Source organism: Vibrio sp. 1F255 (assembly GCF_041439145.1).
Taxonomy (GTDB): domain Bacteria; phylum Pseudomonadota; class Gammaproteobacteria; order Enterobacterales; family Vibrionaceae; genus Vibrio; species Vibrio crassostreae_C.
In genome coordinates this window covers 39,283-60,978 of the sequence record NZ_JBGONQ010000020.1, presented here as the reverse complement: position 1 = coordinate 60,978, position 21,696 = coordinate 39,283, and the positions used below count along the sequence as shown (strand labels likewise).

The 21,696-nt window shown below is 45.2% G+C and carries 19 protein-coding genes and 1 pseudogene; 13 read left to right on the top strand and 7 right to left on the bottom strand.

The genetic code is table 11. The features are described from left to right. The first annotated feature begins 15 nt into the window (after window positions 1–15). From ccoN to ACED41_RS12555, 5 genes are all read left to right on the top strand, one after another. Window positions 16–1,440, top strand: coding sequence for a cytochrome-c oxidase, cbb3-type subunit I (gene ccoN, locus ACED41_RS12575; RefSeq protein ID WP_065584625.1), 1,425 nt, complete (start codon window positions 16–18; stop codon window positions 1,438–1,440). Beyond that, on the top strand, window positions 1,441–2,055 hold the full coding sequence (locus ACED41_RS12570) for a cbb3-type cytochrome c oxidase subunit II (RefSeq protein ID WP_017064719.1): 615 nt from the start codon (window positions 1,441–1,443) through the stop codon (window positions 2,053–2,055). Beyond that, window positions 2,052–4,208, top strand: coding sequence for a c-type cytochrome (locus tag ACED41_RS12565; RefSeq protein WP_371725070.1), 2,157 nt, complete (start codon window positions 2,052–2,054; stop codon window positions 4,206–4,208). Before ACED41_RS12570 ends, ACED41_RS12565 begins: the two co-directional genes overlap by 4 nt. 266 nt (window positions 4,209–4,474) lie before the next feature. Next, entirely contained in the window at window positions 4,475–4,702 is a 228-nt protein-coding gene (locus ACED41_RS12560; RefSeq protein WP_004730426.1) for a PAS factor family protein, read from the top strand. A 282-nt stretch (window positions 4,703–4,984) separates the two neighbouring features. Next, complete coding sequence (locus tag ACED41_RS12555; RefSeq protein WP_004730424.1) at window positions 4,985–5,167, top strand: hypothetical protein; 183 nt, start codon at window positions 4,985–4,987, stop codon at window positions 5,165–5,167. A 168-nt stretch (window positions 5,168–5,335) separates the two neighbouring features. Here ACED41_RS12555 and ACED41_RS12550 read toward each other — a convergent pair whose 3' ends face one another. From ACED41_RS12550 to ACED41_RS12520, 7 genes and pseudogenes are all read right to left on the bottom strand, one after another. Continuing rightward, a complete protein-coding gene (locus tag ACED41_RS12550; RefSeq protein WP_017066504.1) occupies window positions 5,336–6,628 on the bottom strand; it encodes an alpha/beta fold hydrolase in 1,293 nt (430 codons plus the stop codon). A 396-nt stretch (window positions 6,629–7,024) separates the two neighbouring features. Further along, complete coding sequence (locus ACED41_RS12545) at window positions 7,025–7,762, bottom strand: DUF3726 domain-containing protein (protein WP_017064722.1); 738 nt, start codon at window positions 7,760–7,762, stop codon at window positions 7,025–7,027. Then, window positions 7,759–9,571, bottom strand: a pseudogene (locus tag ACED41_RS12540) (hypothetical protein). Before ACED41_RS12540 ends, ACED41_RS12545 begins: the two are co-directional and overlap by 4 nt. Window positions 9,572–9,834: 263 nt before the next feature. Next, window positions 9,835–11,442, bottom strand: coding sequence for a BCCT family transporter (locus ACED41_RS12535; protein ID WP_017066850.1), 1,608 nt, complete (start codon window positions 11,440–11,442; stop codon window positions 9,835–9,837). A gap of 230 nt (window positions 11,443–11,672) precedes the next feature. Further along, window positions 11,673–12,668 (bottom strand): membrane dipeptidase, encoded by a 996-nt coding sequence (locus ACED41_RS12530; RefSeq protein ID WP_371721757.1) that lies wholly within the window; start codon window positions 12,666–12,668, stop codon window positions 11,673–11,675. 206 nt (window positions 12,669–12,874) lie between these two features. Continuing rightward, on the bottom strand, window positions 12,875–14,335 hold the full coding sequence (locus ACED41_RS12525; RefSeq protein WP_371725069.1) for an aldehyde dehydrogenase family protein: 1,461 nt from the start codon (window positions 14,333–14,335) through the stop codon (window positions 12,875–12,877). 189 nt (window positions 14,336–14,524) lie between these two features. Next, on the bottom strand, window positions 14,525–14,923 hold the full coding sequence (locus ACED41_RS12520; protein WP_017060835.1) for a RidA family protein: 399 nt from the start codon (window positions 14,921–14,923) through the stop codon (window positions 14,525–14,527). A gap of 157 nt (window positions 14,924–15,080) precedes the next feature. Between ACED41_RS12520 and ACED41_RS12515 the strand changes: the two genes are divergently transcribed. From ACED41_RS12515 to atpG, 8 genes are all read left to right on the top strand, one after another. Continuing rightward, the gene (locus tag ACED41_RS12515) at window positions 15,081–15,965 is read left to right on the top strand and encodes a LysR family transcriptional regulator (protein WP_017060836.1); all 885 of its coding nucleotides are present in this window, start codon (window positions 15,081–15,083) and stop codon (window positions 15,963–15,965) included. 717 nt (window positions 15,966–16,682) lie between these two features. Next, entirely contained in the window at window positions 16,683–17,084 is a 402-nt protein-coding gene (locus ACED41_RS12510; protein ID WP_017060837.1) for a hypothetical protein, read from the top strand. A 1-nt stretch (window position 17,085) separates the two neighbouring features. After that, window positions 17,086–17,856: a F0F1 ATP synthase subunit A gene (gene atpB, locus ACED41_RS12505; protein ID WP_017060838.1), complete on the top strand. Its 771-nt coding sequence runs from the start codon at window positions 17,086–17,088 to the stop codon at window positions 17,854–17,856. A 47-nt stretch (window positions 17,857–17,903) separates the two neighbouring features. Next, on the top strand, window positions 17,904–18,140 hold the full coding sequence (gene atpE / locus ACED41_RS12500) for a F0F1 ATP synthase subunit C (RefSeq protein WP_004730405.1): 237 nt from the start codon (window positions 17,904–17,906) through the stop codon (window positions 18,138–18,140). A gap of 54 nt (window positions 18,141–18,194) precedes the next feature. Further along, the gene (locus ACED41_RS12495; RefSeq protein WP_017060839.1) at window positions 18,195–18,665 is read left to right on the top strand and encodes a F0F1 ATP synthase subunit B; all 471 of its coding nucleotides are present in this window, start codon (window positions 18,195–18,197) and stop codon (window positions 18,663–18,665) included. 11 nt (window positions 18,666–18,676) lie between these two features. Then, entirely contained in the window at window positions 18,677–19,228 is a 552-nt protein-coding gene (locus ACED41_RS12490; protein WP_017060840.1) for a F0F1 ATP synthase subunit delta, read from the top strand. Window positions 19,229–19,237: 9 nt separating this feature from the next. After that, a complete protein-coding gene (gene atpA / locus ACED41_RS12485) occupies window positions 19,238–20,779 on the top strand; it encodes a F0F1 ATP synthase subunit alpha (RefSeq protein WP_017060841.1) in 1,542 nt (513 codons plus the stop codon). 46 nt (window positions 20,780–20,825) lie between these two features. After that, on the top strand, window positions 20,826–21,695 hold the full coding sequence (gene atpG, locus ACED41_RS12480) for a F0F1 ATP synthase subunit gamma (protein WP_017064727.1): 870 nt from the start codon (window positions 20,826–20,828) through the stop codon (window positions 21,693–21,695). The last annotated feature ends 1 nt before the right edge of the window (window position 21,696 follow it).

Genomic DNA, 21,696 nt, shown 5'->3' with positions numbered 1-21,696 from the left:
GCAAGGAGCCTTGTTATGGAACAAGTGACAACGCAATACAGCATTAAGGTCGTGAAGTACTTCATCATTGCATCCTTAGTGTGGGCGATTGTAGGTATGATCATCGGCGTGATTCTCGCCGCGCAATTATATTGGCCAGTCTTAAACTTTGATTCTCAGTATTTCCAATTTGGTCGACTGCGTCCGCTACATACCTCTGGAGTAATTTACGGCTTCGTCGTGAATATCTTGATGGGGACGTCTTTGTACATTGCCCAGCGAACAGGCCATTGTGACTTGTTCAACAAAAGCCTTTCATGGATGGTATTTTGGGGCTGGCAATTCATCCTGTTACTTGCGGTCATTTCCTTACCCGCAGGCCACACTACCTCAAAAGAGTATGCGGAGCTTGAATGGCCAATCGACTTGATGATTGTGTTGGTTTGGGTGCTGTACGCGGTGTTGTTCTTTGGCACCCTTGCTAAACGAAAGGTCAGCCATATCTTTGTGGCTAACTGGTTCTTTGCTGCATTCATTATCGTCGTTGCAATGATTTTCATCGTGAACAACCTCGCGATGCCTGTGTTGGCGATGAAGTCCTACTCTGTGTTTGCAGGCGCTCAAGATGCGATTGTTCAATGGTGGTGGGGACATAATGCCGTCGGTTTCTTGCTGACCGCTGGTGTGATTGGTATGAACTACTATTTCATACCCAAAGCGGCGGATCGACCTATCTACTCGTACCGTTTGTCTGTGATCCATTTCTGGGGCTTGGTCGGCTTTTACACGTGGGCCGGAACGCACCATTTGGTTTATTCTTCTGTTCCCATCTGGATTCAGAACATCGGCATCGTTATGTCTTTGATCCTGTGGCTCCCTTCTTGGGCAGGCGCGTTCAATAGCGCAATGACCCTCCTACAAAATAAAGAAAAGCTGAAGTCCGACTACATTCTTTTATTCTTTTTCTCAGCGATTCTTTACTACTGCTTGGCAACATTCGAAGGTCCGCTACTCGCTATTCGCTGGTTCAACATGGTGGCACACAACACCGAATGGATCATCGGGCACGTACATTCCGCGGCTCTCGGATGGGTTGGGATGTCAGGGATAGCGGTTTTTTACTACTTCATTCCACGCTTATGGGGCCAAACCGATCTATGGTCACGACGACTGATTAAATGGCACTTTTGGCTTGCTCATGCTGGCGTCGCCGTCTATGCAATAGCACTTTGGATCGCAGGCATCGGCGAGGGATATATGTGGCTCGCTCAAAATGAAAATGGCGAACTGATTTACAGTTTTGTAGAAGCTATGGACTTTAAAGCACCTTGGCTATTCATGCGTTTCTTTGGTGGCGCGCTGTTTGTACTTGGATTGTTCTTAATGGCTTTCAACTTGTACAAAACGGTTCGTATGCCCGTAACAAATGATGCTAAACACACTGTTAATGAAGGAGCTTAAATGATGAGTAAAGACTTTACACATTCAATCGTCATTTTAATTTTGACCACTGTTGTCGTGGCCTCCTTCTCTTTATTGGTCTGGGTAGTGCCAAGCATTGTCCGTGGCGATGATATTGCCAAAGGCAGCTTAGCGATGCCTCTCACACCGATTGAGTTAGCAGGCCGAGACATATACATCAGTGAAGGCTGCCATGTTTGTCACACACAAATGGTTCGCCCTCTAGAGCCAGAAGTGAAGCGTAATGGTCGCCCGAACCAAGAAGCAGACGATATCTATGAGTTTCCTAACTTGTGGGGCTCTAAACGTACTGGTCCTGACCTCACTAACTTAGGTAGAAAGTATTCTGACCAATGGCATGCTATTCACTTAATTGACCCTCGAAAAGTCGTACCGACCTCGATCATGCCCTCTTACCCGTGGCTATTTGAGCAGACTCTGACTGGCGATGATATTAGCGCCAAAATGGAAGTGTTACGTACCTTAGGTGTGCCTTATACCGATCAAGAAATTGGTGATGCCCGTTTGCAAGTAAGAGGCAAAACCAAAGGTGAAGCTCTGATTCGCTATTTACAAAGCCTGGGTAAAGATACGTCACAGGAGGTATCACAATGAGCACATTCTGGAATCTATGGGCGGTACTCTTAACCTTAATATTCTTTGTTCTGATGGTGTCTGTTGTCGTTAAATACTGGCGTAGCAATCACAAGGCCGATCACGACCACACCATTGGCACCTTTGATGGTATTGAAGAGAAAGATGCGCCTCCACCTAAGCTGTTATTTATCAGTTATGCAGTGGCATTTCTTTTGTCTGCGGGTTATTTGGTGCTCTACCCCGGGCTTGGAGAATGGGAAGGCTTAGTCGATTGGGAACAAAGCGACGATAAGCTCAGTTCACCATCCACCACTCTCAATGAGCAATTTGCACAAACCAGCGAAACCACGTTAGAGGGATTAGCTGCTGTCCCAGAGATCGTGAACAGCGGTAGGATTCTATTCCAAACTCACTGTGCCGCTTGTCACCGAGATAATGCACAAGGTCAGAAACACTTCCCTAATCTTATCGACCAAGAATGGTTATACGGCGGCAGTGATGAAGCTGTGATCCATTCGATTGCCAAAGGGCGAAATGGAGCGATGCCGGGTTGGAGTGAAATCATGCGCCCAGACGAGGTGGCAAAAGTCTCCTACTATCTAGCCTCCCTCAACCAACGTCATACCGATGTGCCGGAGATTAAAGTCGAGCTCGGTAAAACCTTGTTCGTCCAATACTGTTCGTCTTGTCATGCCGATGGTGCTGTCGCTAACCCAGCGATTGGCGTACCTGATCTTTCCGATGATATCTGGCTTCACGGAGGGAGTATTGAAGAGATTCAGCACACCATCAATTACGGTTTGAACAACCTAATGCCTGCGTTTGATGAGCAGCTCACCGAGAACGAAATACTCGCGCTTGGGGCTTATATCCGACACGCTGGTGAAGTGGAGCAACAAAGGCTCGCGAGTTTGAAAGCGTCATCTGTTGAGCGCGGAGAATATCTCGCTTATGCCGGTGACTGTGTGGCTTGTCATAGTGCAGAAGGTGGCGAACCCTTTGCTGGAGGCCTACCGTTTGTGACCCCTTTCGGTACCGTGTATTCAACCAACATAACGCCACACACTACCGAAGGTATTGGGACTTATGACTTCGATGATTTCCGAGCGGCGTTAGTCGCAGGTAAAGGCAAGAATGGTTACCTGTACCCTGCAATGCCTTACACCTCCTATCAATACCTCACCGACCAAGACATGGTGGATTTATGGGAATACATGCAGTCAATCACCGCCGTGCCGCGACGCAATGATGACAACAGCATGATGTTTCCATCCAATATTCGCTTAGGTTTGCTTGGCTGGAACATCGTATTCATGGATACCGACCCTATTGATTATGAAGTGCCAGAGGAACTCAAAGGAGAAATTGAGAATGTCGATAAGTGGCAACAAGGCAAATATTGGGTCGCAGGACTTGGTCACTGTTCGGAGTGCCATACACCTCGAAATATTGCCCAAGCACTGATACCAGAACGTATTTTCCAAGGTAACTTGATCGACGGTTGGAACGCGCCTGATATTACAGCCAATGAGCTCTATATCGATGGTTGGGATGAAGCAACACTCACAGACTTTTTACACACAGGACATTCAGACAAAGGCACCGCTTTTGCGGGTATGGCTGATGTAGTGAAAAACAGCCTAAGCTTGATGACGCGTGAAGATATTGAGTCGATGTCCTATTACCTACTCAGTGGGGACATCAACAACACCATTGCCAGTGATGCCGTTCAGTTACAGCCTAAAGGGTTTGATGAAGCTGCGTATGCCAGTGAAATCTACACCACGTATCGTCAAACCTGTGGGGCCTGTCATGGTGACGATGGTAAAGGTCGCGACCCAATCGCCCCTACTCTGTTGAATAATGGCATTATCATGCACAGCGACCCATTCAACACCATTGCGGTAACCGTTCGCGGCTTGCAACCTACCTATCTCGACAAAGATCGAAACTTCATGCCGATGGCAAGTTTCGAGGATGTATTGTCGGATCAACGCTTAGCTGAGTTAATCACGTTTGTGCGTTTAAACCTTGGCGACCGAAATGAACCAGTCACGGCTGAACATGTTCGAGAGGTAAGAGAAACACTTGAAGCAGCGGGTTATGCGGGTGGATTACACACCACGCCTGAAATGTACGAAAATCGAGATAAGAACATTAACATACGATAGGCGCTGTAGCTGTGCGTAGCCGATTGGCTCAATAAACAGCGAACAGCACGTAACTTTTATCTTTGCTAACAAGCCAAAAGGAGACCACTGTGTCTCCTTTTCTTTTGCCCAAACCCAAGTTTTCGATACTTTGCCGTACAACACAATTGTAACTAACTGATTACACAATTAAGCAGAGCTGCACATAATGCGATCAATCTCGCAGAACAAAGATGACACCAAGTGCATAATATGCAAAATTTTCTAAAGATGTACTAAGGACAGTTATGGATACAACTACACTCATCTACGATACGTTGGAAGGCCTGTCGAGCGCAAAGCCTCAGCAACACGCTCAAATCCGCCAAAATCTATATAACCAATTAGATTTATCATTTGAGAAGCAGTTGGCTTTGTATTCATCAGTTCTTGGTCCAGCAAGTGCTGGTAGATTGACCGATTTGGATAGTGCAGTGATGTCTGCACGCAAGATTGTTGGCTTAGAAAACAGCTAAGCAATCTTCAACCTATCTCAACTTTAACGCTGCCATTGTGCAGCGTTTTTTTATGGACGCTATTTACGATAAGTAAGGTTGGTTACGATAAATGCTGTTAGTTGCGATAAATACGGTTAGTTGCGATAAACGCGGTTAAGAAGATAAGTGCAGTTGGGTCTGTTTTTCAAGTTACACGCATTCTCATTTGGTTAATCTTATGTTCCATTTTTAACAGGTGTGTAACCACAATAATGGCGCTAATGTTAGTAGCACGTTAACCACACATCGGATGGAAGAATCATGAGAGTACTTATTGAATATACACAGACAGGCAAATACCGTGATCATGCGTGGGAAGCATTAACGATTCGTTCAAAAGGCGAAATTCAAGCTGTGACTCCCTCTTATGCGGCTCAGCTTATCGAACAAAACCGCGCCAGCTTATCGACCACTGAAAATCAAGATATCGTCATCCAACCTTAATGGCTTCAAGGGCTACCCCTCCTAGTTCCTTAAATCGAATAGTTCGATGACATAAAAAAACGCTGCACGGATGCAGCGTTTTCTTGTTTCTGGCGTGCCTTGTCTCTAACGTAAAGAGCTTCTAACTTAGATAGCTTCTAACCTAGATAACCTACACAGAGAATTGGATTATTTTGGCAAGTTTTCTAATGCATCAACCATCGTCATTAGCTTATCGACGATTCGCTCACCATCCACTCTCAAACCGTTGTGCTCATACTCGTTGGTAATCCACGCTTTCGAGTTTGGAATATTAGCCAGTGTTTCGCGGCTGTAATCCAGTTCTACGTACATGTCGTCTGCGTAAACTGCACACGCCATCGGAACCGTATTCTTGCTCAACTGCTCTGCATTGTACAAAGTACCCCAATCCGATTTCTCAGCTAATAGATTGGCGGCTTCACGCAATGGCTTCAACGTTTCTAGTTGGTCGAACATCCATGGGTAGACCATTTCTCCGGTAAACCAGAACTCACTACCCGATTGGTAGTTGAAGTGTGGGTACTGCTCACGAACACGATGTGCAGCCCAGTTAGACGCTGTACCTTGACAGTAAATCGATTCATGCAAGATTGCGTAAATTGGGTTAGTTAAGTAACCCTGCTCTTGCTGCATTTGATTTAGGAAGCTGTAGCTCAGCTGTCTGTTACCGTTCACTTCAACAAACGCACTCTCCAGTGTGAAATACATTGGAAGGTTTGCTTCGCCGCCGCCAAGATTAATACCTATTAGCTGGAACTGTTCAACTGTGAACACCTGACCGTTTGGCAGTCTCACATCGTTGTTGAGCAGGTAATCAGAGATCTCGCGACACATAGCTTGTGCTTGTGGGAACTGAGCAAAGAAAGCTCTGTTTTTGTCTTCTACACGCTTGTAAGTCGCACGATAAACATCGTCAGCTTCTCGTTCAATAGAAGGAATGCCGCCCGTCACATAACAACGCTGCAAGCTCTGTGGGAACAGTGACAAATAGCTCAGTGTACAGAAGCCACCAAAGCTTTGACCAATCGTCGACCATTGCTTAATACCAAACTGTTCACGAATCGCTTCAGCGTCACGAACGATGTTATCCGCTCTGAAATGCGTTAAGTATTCGACTTGTTGTTCTGGAGACAAATGCGCCAAAGTTTCATGGCTGATAACCGTGCTGTTGCCAGTACCACGTTGGTCTAGAAGCAGAACACGGTAGTTTTGTAATGCACGCTTTAGCCAACCCGATTGACCACTCACCCGTGGAGAAGGAAAACCTGGGCCGCCTTGAAAGTAGATCAACCACGGCAGCTCTTGCTCATCTTTAGCGAGATCAACCAGCTCACGTGCGAAGACTTGGATCTGTTGTCCATCTTTGGCTTGATAATCAAGTGGCAACTCGAAAGAGTGCTGACGGTACAGGGTGGTTCCATCAATAAAGTTAGCTTGCACGCTTCATTCCTTTTTATCTGATTCTAAAGTCATTGGTACGAATAAAAATGGCACCCTTTGGCACCGTAGTTAGCAAGATACGCATACTAGCTTGTAAATGAAACCGTTTGTTGAACCTGAATGTGAAGGTACTTCATTAAATCGCCAAATTAGCTTTATACGCGTAACAACTTGTGTCAAAACAGAGAGTTTAAGATGTGATCTATTGAGAAGAAGAACAAAAGTGGGACACAAATAAAAAGAGCTTAACGAGGTGAGGATACGTTAAGCTCTTTGGTTTTATCTGTTGTAAATGAGGTTTTTAGGTTGAACAAGCTCAGGCTTTATAGGTTTAGTTTCTATAAGCCAAAGATCTATAAACTGAGCTTCTGTAACTTATAGCTCTATAAAACAAAGCTAAGAAGCCTCGAGCTCACCTGCACCTTGAATTGAACGTTGGCTGTTTTCAACAAGGATAGCCGTCGCCGTTTCTTTCAACGCGCCCCACTCTCCATCGTCAACTTCAATGCCCTCGTTCCACGCCTTCTCTTGAGTTTTAAAAAGCGCTTCCGATTCAATGTGTGTTTGGTAGCCATCTGACAAACGTTCGATATCGAAATCCTGGACGGAAAGCTCGATGGTCATATTGTGGATATGATCGTCCGATGCCAGAGGCAAATCTGATAAAAACAGTTCTGGTGCAACGCAACCACGGTTAAGCACATACAAGGTGCTCTTAGGATTTGAGCCATTATCCCAACGTGCGGTACATGCGATGCCTTTCGCTGCCAGTTTTACAAGCTCACTGTACGCTAACCAACGGTTATGACAGTTGTTTAGCTCGATTTTCAGCGTCTTTTTACCGACCATTTTTTCAATGGCGTAATCCATCACCACAGGAAGATGACACGCTAAGCTCGCCTTGTGCAGGTCCACTTCAACTGTGTTGTCGCTTGTCACTTGGATGTCTACAGGGCAATCGTCTTCTAGCCCCATAAAGTTGCTCGCATTGTTAAAATGACGAACACCATCCAAGCCAACCATTTGTAAATCTGCCACCATGTTCGCTATCACATCGGCTTCACCACATGTACGACGCATACCCAGAAAGGCTTTATTAACGGCCGCTACCAGTTCATTGTGAGAAACGATCATAACGATTTACCTCCATGTTGAGCGTTGATATGTGTAGGAACTTTATTTGAGTCAGCGATCTCCGCTTCACTTGGTAAGATTGGGAACACCCATTCGTCCTGATGAATTTCATCAAGCAACGGTGCACCTTGGAAAAACGTCACTCGTACCCAACGGTCTGAGCGAGGATCAAACTTAGTCGCTCCAAACATCGCTAGCTTACAACGCAGCAAATGCATTGGTGGCGAGTCTTGGTGCAGCACGTTCATTTGAATGTCGCCCATCGCCTTGTTACCTAACGTCCACACACGGCGCGCAATGGCACGATGCTGCGGTTGTTTAACAAGGAATTCAGCCAATGAAAGCTCTGGCGCGAATTGCAATAAAGCATGGTACAGACGGTAAGCTTGACGGCCGATATCCAACGGCAGTTCGCGCTCTTCGCCGAGTTCCTCGCCTCGAACACCGAGCCTTGGCTCTTCTTTGTCCTGAGAGCGATACCAGAACCAGTAGTTATTTTCTGCTTTCGTAAAGTCAGTCGTGATCGCCCAACGGTACTTTTCTTCTAACACAACCAATAGGTCTTGGATCTTTTTGCCACTAGGAAGCGAGAGTGTTTCGCTACAATTCATTTGCTCTTGATGGGCGTCCACTAATTCTGGGTACAATTCCATCAAGCATGAGATAAGGATTTCTTGGGCTTCCATACTCATGTGCTTAGATTGTTCAACTAACTGCGCCCATGTATCGCAATGGTTTACAGAAGCTTCTAGTGACTGTTCTGCGTGTTTCAACTCATCAACAGCGGTTTTGTTCAACTCTTGCTGATTTTCATTGATGGTAACAACTTGTTCTAAATGACAAATCGCTTTTTTAACTAATGTACGTAGGGGCTCAATCAATGCCGTATCCGTGTGATTAGCTAACACGTCAGCTAATGCATGCTCACGGGTTGTCATCCATTGATCGACAATACTTGGGTGGTTAATCAGATATGGCGCCATACCTAAACCTGTGGCATTACCCACACCTAGGTAGCGTTGTAAGCCTCTGTGCAAGGTAATCGCTTGTTCACCGCCTTGTTGCTCCGCTAGGTAATGAACCCAATCTAGGCTGAACTCACGCAGCATATAAACAGCACACATTTGAGCACTGAACGATTGATTAAAATCTGGATTCTTTTCCAAGATTTTAAAGTCAGCAATACCAAACTTACCATTACCATAAACCGCTGTGGTTCGTAGGATGTAGCCAACTTCCGCTAGCTCTTTTGGCGTTGGTTGAACACCTTTAGCCAAGTGACTAACAATATGTTCAAACACTCGTACACTTTTGTTGGCACGCGCTAAAACAAGCACATTGTTAGGGTTACGGCCTGCTTCTTGTAGCGGTACATTCGCACGAAGTCTCTCAAGTAGGGTGACATCAACATCACCAAGAACCAGAGCAAACGTTACGTCCCACTTTTCAGCAATTACACGGTCATTTCGTTCGTCGTCTGCAATCTCATCGCAGAAAACAACCAAATGATAAACATGATTTGGCGTCTCTAGCTTATAGATAACATGACCAAAACCTCGAGCGTCTAGTTGCCACTCATGCTTAGTCACTTTCCATTGCTGTTGCGCCATTTTACGAATCAGAGTTCTTACGAAGCTGATGCGTGTTTGGTGCATAGCACCCAGTCTTTCCGGTGCCATGACGACCGTTGCGTCACGTAGTGCTGATTCAGTGTAGGTAGAACGATGTGCATCCATTTTGCTCACCACCTTAATAGTTATAGGATTTTGCTAGCCATTCAGAACCGATCGTTGCTGTCTTTTGAAGCATATATAGCGACAGTATGTTGGTTAGCTTTCACGTTTTTAATCGTTATTGATATTATCGAGGCAAGCGAACTCGCCACTTATTATTTGTCCTGACTAGATCGATTGACCTAAATACGTGCCGCCCGGTGTATCTTCACCAGTACGGTTTTTATCTTCCTTCCGGAATCTTGTATCAGCCTTCTTTCAAAGGCTCACACCTTGTTTATCTTCAGTTTTTAGAGAGCTTTATCTCTACATTTTCTTCTTTATACCGGCATTGATGTTTTATAAGCCTTGATCTTTCGCCATCTTGATTGCGATTTGAGGCGCATTCCAAAGTGATGGCAGCAAGATTAAGGACACCGGTACCGCTGTGATAACTATGAATGATTGCAGCGCTGAAATACCGCCGGAACCTAGGGAAATCAGAATCAATGCTGTTACCCCCATCATCACACCCCAGAAAGTACGAATAATTGCGTTAGGCTCTGTCTCACCGCTGACTACCACACTGATGGTGTAAGTCATTGAGTCACCTGTCGTTACGATGAAGATCGTCGTCAAGATCAAGAACAGAATAGAGATAAGCATTGGCATTGGTAGTTGCTGAGTTACTGCCAGTAGCGCGCCAGGTAAATTAAAGCCTTCGAACGCTTTACTTACGCTGCCTGGGTCTGCAATTTCAAACGCAAGGCCAGAACCGCCAACAATGGTGAACCAGAAACATGTTACGAACGGTGCAATAAGACTGATGGTTGATACCAATTGGCGAATACTACGACCGCGTGAAATACGTGCGATGAAGATTGCCATCATTGGGCCGTAACCTAAGAACCAACCCCAGAAGAATACTGTCCACCAGCTCAACCAACCTTCGTCACCACGGTATGTTGCCATTGGGATGAAGTTGTCTATCATGCTGCCTACACCTTGGATGTAGCCATTGAAAATGAAGTTTGTTGGGCCGAAGATCAGAATGTAGACCATCAATGACATTGCTAAAATTACGTTGTAACGGCTTAGCATTTGCATTCCGCGGTTAAGACCACTTAATGCCGACAATGTGTATAGAACGATAGCGAACAGGATGATGATAAGCTGCGTCGTGAAGCCATCAGGAATATCAAACAGTGCGTTCAGTGCGTAGCTCACTTGCAAGCCTAAGAAGCCGATAGGACCAATGGTGCCCGCCGCTACTGCGACAATACAACATGCATCAATCAATGCGCCGGTGTGACCTTTCAATGCTCGCTCGCCTAAAACTGGGTAAAGCAAAATACGAGGTTTAAGCGGTAAGCCTTTGTCGTAGTGAAGGTGCATCACCACAATAGACGTTAAGCTACCGACAATGGCCCATGCTAGAAAACCCCAGTGCATGAAGGATTGCGATAAAGCATTCACCGCGCCTTGCTGTGCGTTTTCTTGTGCGCCGTACAATGGTGGTGGGCTAACGTAGTGAGCGATAGGCTCTGCTGCTGCCCAAAATACACCGCCACCTGCCAGTAGCGTACAGAAGATGATCGCCATCCAACGGAAGCCGTCCATTTCAGGTTTAGCGATGCCGCCTAGGATAACCTTGCCTGTTCGCCCTGCCGCCAGGCCAAGACCAATAAGAAAAGTCAGAAGAAGAAGCATTTGCCAGTAAGGACCGAATACTTTTACAGACCATGCAAAGCCCGTATTTACTAGGCTTGATAACAGCTCGCCATCAAATAGAGCAAGTGCCACGAACAGAGCGATAAAACCGCCGCTGTACCAAAGTGCTGGGTTGGATAGGCCTAATTTGTCTGACGTAGACTCAGACTCGTTTGTGTTGCTTTTTGCATTAATTGTTGTGTGTGCTTGACCCGCATTTAAGCTTGAAGATTTCACGCTATTGGTTAAATCAGACATACTCTGACTCCAGAGGTTTCTTTGCAGCTGTCATTTGAATGATGACTACAAGGGTGTATTTAACACCTGCCCTATTGTTTTTTGTGTTGGGCAGGCTAATCCATGTTTGGGTTACCGCGTTGCGAAATAGACCGTTGTTCCTTTTGAATAGTGAAATTGGTTTAAGCAGCACTTGCTTATTGAACGTTTGTTAGAAGGCTGCTAATTCGATGATGGCTCGCGAGAAACCGTTAACCCTTGGTTTGAGGCTCTAGGCCATCTTTCAAGAAGTTAAACCAGTTTTCTCCCAAGACTTGCCCAGCTTCAGACTCGCTGAAACCATGACGCATCAATCCGTTATATATGTTTTCCATACCCGCACTACCACAGAACCAAGGCAACGCATCTGGCCAACCTGAGTTGTTCGCAGAGCCTTCGCCGTAGTCCATTGCTTTAGACCAACGACCATTTCTCATCCATTCAAGAACGGCTTGAGGTTGGTTTAAGCATAGGTCACTGCCAATACCGAGGTGCTCTACGCCGACCATGTCAGCCGTAGTCGCAACCATCTGGCAGAAATCTTCCAAGGTACATTGGCTGCCATTTGGTAAGTGGAATGGGTACAAGCTGAATCCGATTAAGCCGCCGCGTGCGGTTAGAGCTTTAATCACATCGTTTGATTTATTTCGTAGTGCATCATGAGCAAACGTTGGGTTCGCATGGCTGATACAAATAGGACGAGAAGACAAGTCGATTGCTTCAAGTGTTGAGCGCTCGGCACTGTGAGACATATCGATGATCATGCCCACTCGGTTCATCTCTTCGATGGCTTGTTTACCAAAGCGAGTAATACCTGTGTCGTTCTTCTCGTAGCAACCCGTCGCCAATAAGCTCTGGTTGTTGTACGTCAGTTGCATGATCAAAAGGCCTTGCTTACGCATCACTTCGATAAGACCGATCTCATCGTCGATTGGAGAACAGTTTTGAGCACCAAGTAAAATGCCGACTTTGCCAGTCTCTTTTGCAGTCTCGACATCAGCCATTGAGTGAATCGGCATGATAAGGTCTGCGTTCTGCTCGAACCTTAAATTCCATTCTGCAAAGCGAGATAAGGTTTCACGAGCCGTCTCGTGGTAAACCGCGGTAGCGTGAACTGCTGTAATGCCGCTCGCCTTTAGTGTTTGGAAATATTCTCTGTTCCAATTGCAGTATTGCAATCCATCTATAACAATCCGTTGCTGGTACATAACCACTCCTATTGAAAGCTCAGTGTTCTAGCTCGGTTTTGAAAACACGCTCAAATAACATGTTTTCAAAAATGGGTTAAATCACTTGTCTAAGCTCGTTTGCTGCTTTGGTTTGAATGTTGGCCTGACTCTGTGAATCAGGCCAATTCGATAGCTGGATAGCTAGGAAGTTAATTCAGCTATCCAATTCTTATTTAGAAAGTGGATTAGTAAGGACGTTGGTAAGCCGTCTTAACCACTGTGTAGAACTCTTTCGCGTATTGACCTTGCTCACGAGGACCGAAGCTAGACTCTTTACGACCACCAAACGGTACGTGGTAATCCGTGCCTGCTGTTGGTAGGTTGACCATCACACAACCGGTCTGCGCTTGTTGCTTGAACATTGCGCTAGTACGTAGGCTCTGAGTAATGATGCCGCCTGTTAGACCGAAGCGAGTGTCGTTGGTTGTCGCAATCGCTTCTTCTAGGTCAGCGACACGAATCACACTTGCCATTGGTGCGAACACTTCTTCTTGGTTCACTTCCCAATCGTTCTTAGTGTTCAAGAACAGCGTTGGAGACATGTAGAAACCTTCGTGCTTCATACTCAAGCGTTCGCCACCAAATGCCAGCTCACCGCCGCTTTGACGTGCTTTCTCAACCCAACCTAGGTTTGCTTCAAGTTGGTTGCCATCAACGACAGGGCCCATGAACACACCCTCTTCCAGTGCGTGACCCACTTTCAGCTCGCTCATACGTTTAATCAGTGCTTCAACGTATTGGTCGTGAATGCTATCCATAACCACAAGGCGAGAAGACGCGGTACATTTTTGGCCTGCGCCAGAGAAAGAACCTGCAATCGTTGCATCAACCGCAGTTTGGATATCAGCATCGCCAGCAATAACAAGTGCGTTCTTACTGCCCATTTCTAGTTGGCATCGAACGAAGTTTGGCGCTGTAGCCGCTGCCACTTTACGACCCGTATCAACAGAACCGGTAAAGCTCACACCGTTCACTTCTTTAGAGTTGATCAGTGCATCACCTACTGTTGAACCGCTACCCAGTACAAGGTTAAACGTACCTGCAGGGATACCTTGGCGGTGGATGATCTCTGTAAGCGCGACCGCACTTGCTGGTGTTAGGTTTGCTGGTTTCCAAATAACGCTGTTACCGAAAGCCAATGCTGGAGCAATTTTCCAAGCTGCTGTTGCTGTCGGGAAGTTCCAAGGAGAGATAATGCCGATAACGCCCACCGCTTCGCGAGTCACTTCAACAGAAACACCCGGGCGTACAGAATCTGCGTTGTCACCAATTTGGCGAAGCACTTCAGCCGCGAAGTATTGGAAAAACTGACCTGCACGGTAAATCTCACCGCGACCTTCAGCAAAAGGCTTACCTTCTTCACGAGAAAGTAACGTACCCAGTTCATCACAACGTGCAATCAGCTCATCACCAATTGCTTGAAGCACTGCTTGTTTACGCTCAATCGGAGTTTTTTCCCACTCTGGTTGAGCGTGCTTTGCCGCTGAAATCGCTTGTTGAACTTGTTCAGCACTTGCTTGTGCGAAGTTACCGATGTTTTCAGAAATATCTGATGGGTTAATGTTCGCTACGGTGCTTACACCCGCTTGCCATTCGCCGCCAATGTAAAGTGCGTTTTCTGCTTGAACATTCTGTAATTGAGTCATCATTCTGTCCTTGTAACGGTTAGGTTGCGGTTGAGTCTGGCAACCATCTGATTAATGAATAAAACGTTAATTTATATAAGTAACTACGTTTAAATCTTGTATCTAAAACTGAACCAAGTCGCTTGTATCAATAGACCGCTTTAATTCAAAACAGCTTTAATCCGCAAATTGCCTCAGTTCACAGTATCTTTATTCAGGTTGAGACGCCGATGCATAAACCACGAACTCAACCAACATCTCTTCTCTAGCTAGCCCTGCAACAACGACTGCTGCACGATTTGGATAAGGTGCGTTGAAGTATTCTCCGTATACGCTGTTTACCGTTTTCAGGTATTCACGGTCAGTCACGTAAATCAGAACCTGCAGCACAGAATCCATCGATTCGCCTGCACACTCCAAGGTATGAACAAGGTTGTTAAAAGTCTGACGCGTTTGCGCTTCAATACCGCCTTCTACTACTGCGCCCGTTTCATCGATTGGAATCTGCGCAGTGTATAGAGTGCCGTTATTAACGATTGCCCACTCTAGTGGTGCTTTTGAAGCAAAAAGAGAGGTTTTTACTGGGTGTTTTTTAGTTTGTGCGTTCACGATTTTATCCAACTTTGTAACAACTATGTTTCAAGATGGTTAAATACTGCACCTTGACGCCTGATAAATCTAACGGTAAATTTTGTGCATTTGATAAATAAAATCTATCACCTTGCGAAAAGTAAGGTATAGCAAGGGCTAGAGAAGGATCGGAGTCATGAGTATTAAGCTACAACAGTTAAAACATTTCGTTTTGGTGGTCGAAGAAGGTGGATTTAGAGCGGCATCTCACCGTGCAAATCGATCGCAAGCGGCACTTTCGACTTCGATAAAAGAGTTGGAAAAAATACTCGGCCAACCTCTGTTTGAAACAGGCAACAAATCGACACTGACGCCTTTTGGAGAAATATGTTTGCCCAAGATCATTCAATTTCTGAACGTTTACAAAGCATTAGACAATGACTTACGCGCAGCGGCAGCAGGACAACAAGGAAGAGTTCGAATAGCGAGCGTGCCTTCGGTGGCCGCAAAACTCATCCCTAGTGTTTTAGGGGCATTTTGTGAGCAGTACCCGAATGTAGAAGTGAGTTTGATTGATGATAATGCGGCAGGGGTAGAAGCAAGATTACTCTCTGGCGAGGTGGATGTTGCCCTCGGTAATAGCTCCCATTTAGAAGAAGAGAGCATCGACTTCACGCCTTTGCTTTCTGATCCTATCGGTGTGGTGTGCCTCAAAGATAACCCTATCGCCTCTCAACGGGAAGGAATCGAATGGCAAACCTTGTTAAAGCAGCCCTTCATTCGTAACGGGACTTGCACCCTACTGGACCCAACACCTGCGCGCATGCTCAGCGAACAAGCCCTGTACTCTGTCGAGAACATTACCTCGCTTTTTTCGGTGTTAGAGCTCGGGATAGGCGTGACCACGCTACCTAAGCTGGCTTTCCCAACCAATGAAACCCGCTTGGTGTGGATTCCGCTAATTGACCCACCCTTGCAACGACAAATCGGCATTTTCAGACTGTCTGATCGTACGATCTCGCCACAAGCACAGGCTTTCCATGACTTATGTATTCAATACCTCAGTTATGAAGAGTCATAAGAGAGCCTAGATTAAGTAAATTAGGCTGCGCTCTGCTGCCATTTACTTCCTCAAAACTCGGTGTTTCTTCTCCGCACCATGCTTCTCGCACACCCAGTCCCCCATTTCACTCCTATATCATCAACATTTAGGCGCTGAATTTTCACTCTCGCGCACGCAAATAGTGACAAGCTGACGACAATATAAAAAATATTCGCTTATTGATAAGGAGCGACGTACGTTTAATTTACCAGAAAAACCAGATCTTCCATCATTGCCTCAAACAAGCTTAACCCCTACCAAAATCACACTTCACAACTCAGCTTGTAAATGAACCTAAGTGTTTGAATAGTCGTAATTGATAAGATCATAAGTTGAAAATTTAGCTCGCTACTCCCTTCTAAAAAGACCCTCTTTTTCACAAGGATAAAGCATCTTAAATATTCATGAATAAAGTGATAGAACTATTACTTTCATAAATGAAAAACATTCATTTCAAAAATGGAATTATTGATATCAATATTTGTCGTTTTGATCACATAATTTTAGGCGTAGTTTATATTTTGTCGAAACGAGAGCGAACTAGTTTATATCGTTCTATTTCGTCAGGAGATATAAAACCAGCAAGATTATCTCTTTGTTAACAAGCAAAGTTTTATTAACAAGTAAATGCGAGTAGCAAGACATATTCAAACTGTGTTTTATATGAGCTTACACTGTTAAATATAAGGTTTTATTATGAGGCTTAATGGGATAAGTGGTGACATTCTTGTTGCTGCTAAAAGAGTTGTTCTCTGCCAAGTAGTATTAGCCGTCGGTGTAGTTTTATATGAAGTGTTTTTTGGTAATAAAGTAGATATGGAATCGTCGGCTTTGGGTATCGGAATTGCGATGCTACCTCCGCTGTTTGGTTTTATATATGCAAGCCTAAAGGTGCGCAAGAATCCTAATTATAGTTTACGTGACTTAATGCAAATGAGTCGTGTCGTGAAAATAACTTATACGTTCTTAATGTTTATCTTGGCGTTCCAGTTTTTCAAATTGGATAACCCAGTAATATTGTACGCATATATTCTCACTATGGTTGGGTACTTCTTAACACCATTTATTACTGCCTCTACAAGATCGGAGTACGTGTAGTATGGATCAAGTAACTACCGCTCACGAATACATAGAGCATCACTTAACCTTCTTAACTACAGGTGATGGTTTCTGGGCGTTCAACATCGACTCGATGTTGGTATCTTGGATTACGGGTTTACTGTTTATTGGAGCTTTTCGATACGTAGTGACTAAGGGCACCAGCGGTGTTCCAGGTCGATTTCAATGTTTTATCGAACTGATATTTGATTTTGTAAACAACCTAGTAAAAGAGATTTTTCAAGCGGAGGATAAATTAATAGGGCCACTGGCATTAACCACTTTTGTTTGGGTGTTGTTAATGAACGCGGTCGATTTATTACCAATAGATTTCATACCAGCATTAAGTCGTGCAATGGGTCTAGAACACTTTAGAGATCTACCAACGGCGGACGTAAATATTCCAATGTCGATGGCACTCGGTGTATTTATCTTACTGTTGACTTATACATTTAAAAATAAAGGATTGAAAGGCTTTATCAAAGAGCTTACTACGCAGCCATTTGATAACCCTCTTTTATACCCTGTTAACTTAGTTCTTGAATTAATAACATTAATTTCAAAACCTATATCACTAGGCTTACGATTATTTGGAAACATGTATGCAGGTGAGATGATATTTATTCTGATCGCATTAATGCCATGGTGGATGCAATGGGCACTGAGTGTTCCTTGGGCACTATTCCACATATTAATCGTATTCTTGCAAGCATTTATATTTATGGTACTGACCGTTGTTTATTTAGGTATGGCAACAGAAGAACACCACTAATTAATAACTAAAAAATTTAACTAAAAAATTATTTATCGGAGATACAAATGGATATCGTAAGCGCAGTTTTATATGTAGCAGGTGCATTACTGATCGGTTTAGGTGCAGCAGGTGCAGCATCTGGTATTGGTAACTTAGCAGGTAAATACCTTGAAGGTGTTGCGCGTCAACCAGACCTTACTCCAATGCTTCGTACTCAATTCTTCATCATGATGGGTCTTGTGGATGCAGTACCGATGATCGGTGTTGGTATCGGTCTATACATCATCTTCGCCGTGGCTTAATCAAACCGCTTTGAAAGATCGATTTATACATAATCAAGATTTAGTGAGGAAGGTATGAACTTAAATGCAAGCATGTTTGGACAAGCAATCTCATTCGTGATTTTTGTTTGGCTCTGCATGAAATATGTATGGCCCCCTCTCACCGCGATGTTAGACGAGCGCCAAAAAGAAATCGCTGATGGTTTACGCCACTCAGAGAACGCTGCGAAAGAGCTAGAACTAGCAAAATCAAATGGCGCGCAACTCATCGAAGATGCAAGAAAAGATGTGACTGAACTGGTTGAACAGGGCCGAAAACGCCGCAATGAAATCATCAGCTTAGCGCAACAAGAAGCCGAGCAAGAAAAGGCACGCATCTTAGAACAAGGTAGAGCTGAGCTAGAAGGCGAACGCCAAAAGATACGCCGTGAACTTCAGGCAGATATGGCAGACGCAGTAATTCAAAGTGCACAGAAACTGATTAGCAAAAACCTAGATTCCGCAACGAACCGAGCGCTAGTTGACCAAATGATTAGCGAACTCTAAGGAGAGGCAATATGTCAGATTACACCAATATTGCTCATCCCTACGCCAAAGCATCGTTTGAATTTGCTTTAGGTGAAAACCAGTTACAAGAGTGGCACTCAATGCTGTCCATTCTTGTGGCTGTCGCGGAAGAAGAAACGATCGCTAGTCAGATTTCTTCAGCAGAAGGTGCTTCTACACACCAAACAGAAGAGCTGGCAAACCTCATCATTCATATTTGCCAAGGACTCGTTGATGACCACGTCATTAATCTTATTCGAGTCTTGGCCGAGAACGGCCGCCTTTCTGTTGTAAGAGACCTGTTTGAATTGTACTGCGAGCTAAAGGACGAACATGAACGTGTAGTGCCTGTCACTGTCACCAGTTCAGAAATGCTGACACAAGATCAAGTTACGTCACTAACAGCTGCACTTGAGAAGAAATTAGAGCGTCAGGTTGAAATGAAGCAGGTTATTGATGACACGTTAGTAGGTGGAATGGTCATCAAGGCGGGTGAAACCGTTATCGATGGTTCTTTAAACACATCAATTGACCGATTGGCTCATCAACTTCACGCGAGATAGGTAACAATTATGCAATTAAATTCAAATGAAATCAGCGATCTAATCAAAGAACGTATCTCGAAATTTAATGTGAGCACCGAGGCTCGCAATGAAGGCACTATCGTATCGGTTCGTGATGGCATCATCACAATCAATGGCCTTGCTGATGTTATGCAAGGCGAGATGATTGAGCTACCAGGTGGCAAATACGCACTCGCACTTAACCTCGATACGCACTCAGTAGGTGCGGTGGTTATGGGCCCCTACACTGACCTATCTGAAGGTATGAAAGTGAAAGGTACAGGTCGTATCTTGGAAGTCCCCGTCGGTAACGGTCTTCTTGGCCGTGTTGTGAACACATTAGGCGAGCCAATCGATGGCAAAGGCCCAGTAAGTTGTGACCGACTCGACCCTGTAGAAGTGATTGCACCCGGTGTAATCGAACGTAAGTCTGTTGATCAGCCAATTCAAACTGGCTATAAAGCGGTTGATACCATGGTGCCAATCGGTCGTGGTCAACGTGAACTTATCATCGGTGACCGTCAGACGGGTAAAACAGCGTTAGCTATCGATGCGATCATCAATCAGAAAGATTCTGGCATCAAATGTGTGTATGTGGCGATTGGCCAAAAAGCCTCCACTATCGCTAACGTGGTTCGTAAACTCGAAGACCACGATGCGCTAAAAAACACCATCGTAGTCGTGGCATCAGCATCAGAGTCTGCAGCACTTCAATACCTAGCACCTTATGCCGGTTGCACTATGGGTGAGTACTTCCGTGACCGCGGTGAAGATGCGCTGATCATCTATGATGACCTATCAAAACAAGCCGTTGCTTACCGTCAAATCTCATTGCTATTGAAACGCCCACCGGGTCGTGAAGCCTTCCCTGGCGACGTATTCTACCTTCACTCACGCCTTCTAGAACGTGCAGCACGAGTGAATGCAGAGTATGTAGAGAAGTTCACTAACGGTGAAGTGAAAGGTCAAACTGGCTCATTAACGGCGCTTCCGATCATTGAAACTCAAGCGGGTGACGTATCAGCGTTTGTACCAACCAACGTAATCTCAATCACCGATGGTCAGGTTTTCCTTCAAACCCAATTGTTTAACTCAGGCTTACGTCCTGCAGTAGACCCAGGTATCTCGGTATCTCGTGTGGGTGGTGCGGCGCAATGCAAGATCATCAAGAAACTGTCTGGTGGTATCCGTACTTCATTAGCTCAATATCGCGAGCTGGCGGCCTTTGCTCAGTTCTCTTCTGACTTAGATGAGATGACGCGCAAACAGCTAGACCATGGTGAGCGTGTTACCGAATTAATGAAGCAAAAACAATACTCTCCAATGTCAGTCGCTGAGCAAGCAACGGTTATCTACGCAGCAGAGAAAGGCTACTTGGTCGGTGTTGAGCTAAACAACATTGCCCGTTTTGAAGAAGAGCTGATTGCTTATGCCAAAGGTCAGAACCCTGCGTTGTTCGAAAAAATCAACGCGACAGGCGATTACAATGACGAAATCGACGGTGCTCTTAAAGAGATCCTAGAAGGTTTTGTTGGGATGAAAGCTTGGTAAGTGCTCCGGTTTGTTAGCTGGAAATCAAAACAAATAGGAGCAGATTATGGCAAGTACTAAAGAAATTCGCACCAAGATAGCCAGTGTTAGTAACACTCAGAAAATCACTAGCGCAATGGAAATGGTTGCAGCAAGTAAGATGCGCAAGGTTCAAGACAACATGACGCTAACTCGCCCCTACGCCGAGAACATGCGAAAAGTTATCTCTCATGTTGCATCGGGTTCCCTGGAGTACCAGCACCCTTACCTGCAACAGCGTGAACCTAAGCGTGTCGCTTACATCATTATCTCGTCCGATCGCGGCTTGTGTGGTGGCTTGAACTCAAACTTGTTCAAGAAAGTGTTAGAAGAAATGGAGCAATGGCGCACCAAGGGAGTCGAGGTAGAAACAACCTTAGTGGGATCTAAGGCTATCTCGTTCTTCCAACGCGGCGGCAACGTTATTGCACAAACGTCAGGTCTTGGCGATACACCTAAGTTAGAAGACATCTTAGGTACGGTGAATGCGATGCTCGGGCATTACGACGAAGGTAAAATCGATAGCTTGTATCTCGTTTACAACCAGTTCGTCAACACCATGGTTCAAGCGCCAACGACCTTGCAGTTGCTCCCCCACCCTTCGGATTCTGAGGAAGGTGGTGAGCCTAAAAAAGCGCGTCGTTGGGACTACATCTATGAGCAAGCACCCAAAGACATACTCTCAGAACTGTTACATCGATACATCGAATCGCAAGTGTATCAAGGCATTGTTGAGAGCATTGCCTGTGAGCAAGCAGCCCGAATGGTCGCTATGAAAGCGGCGACTGATAACGCAGGCCAACTCATTGATGACTTGCAGTTGGTCTACAACAAGGCGCGTCAGGCTGCCATTACCCAAGAGCTGAGTGAAATAGTCTCAGGTGCCCAAGCTGTCTAGG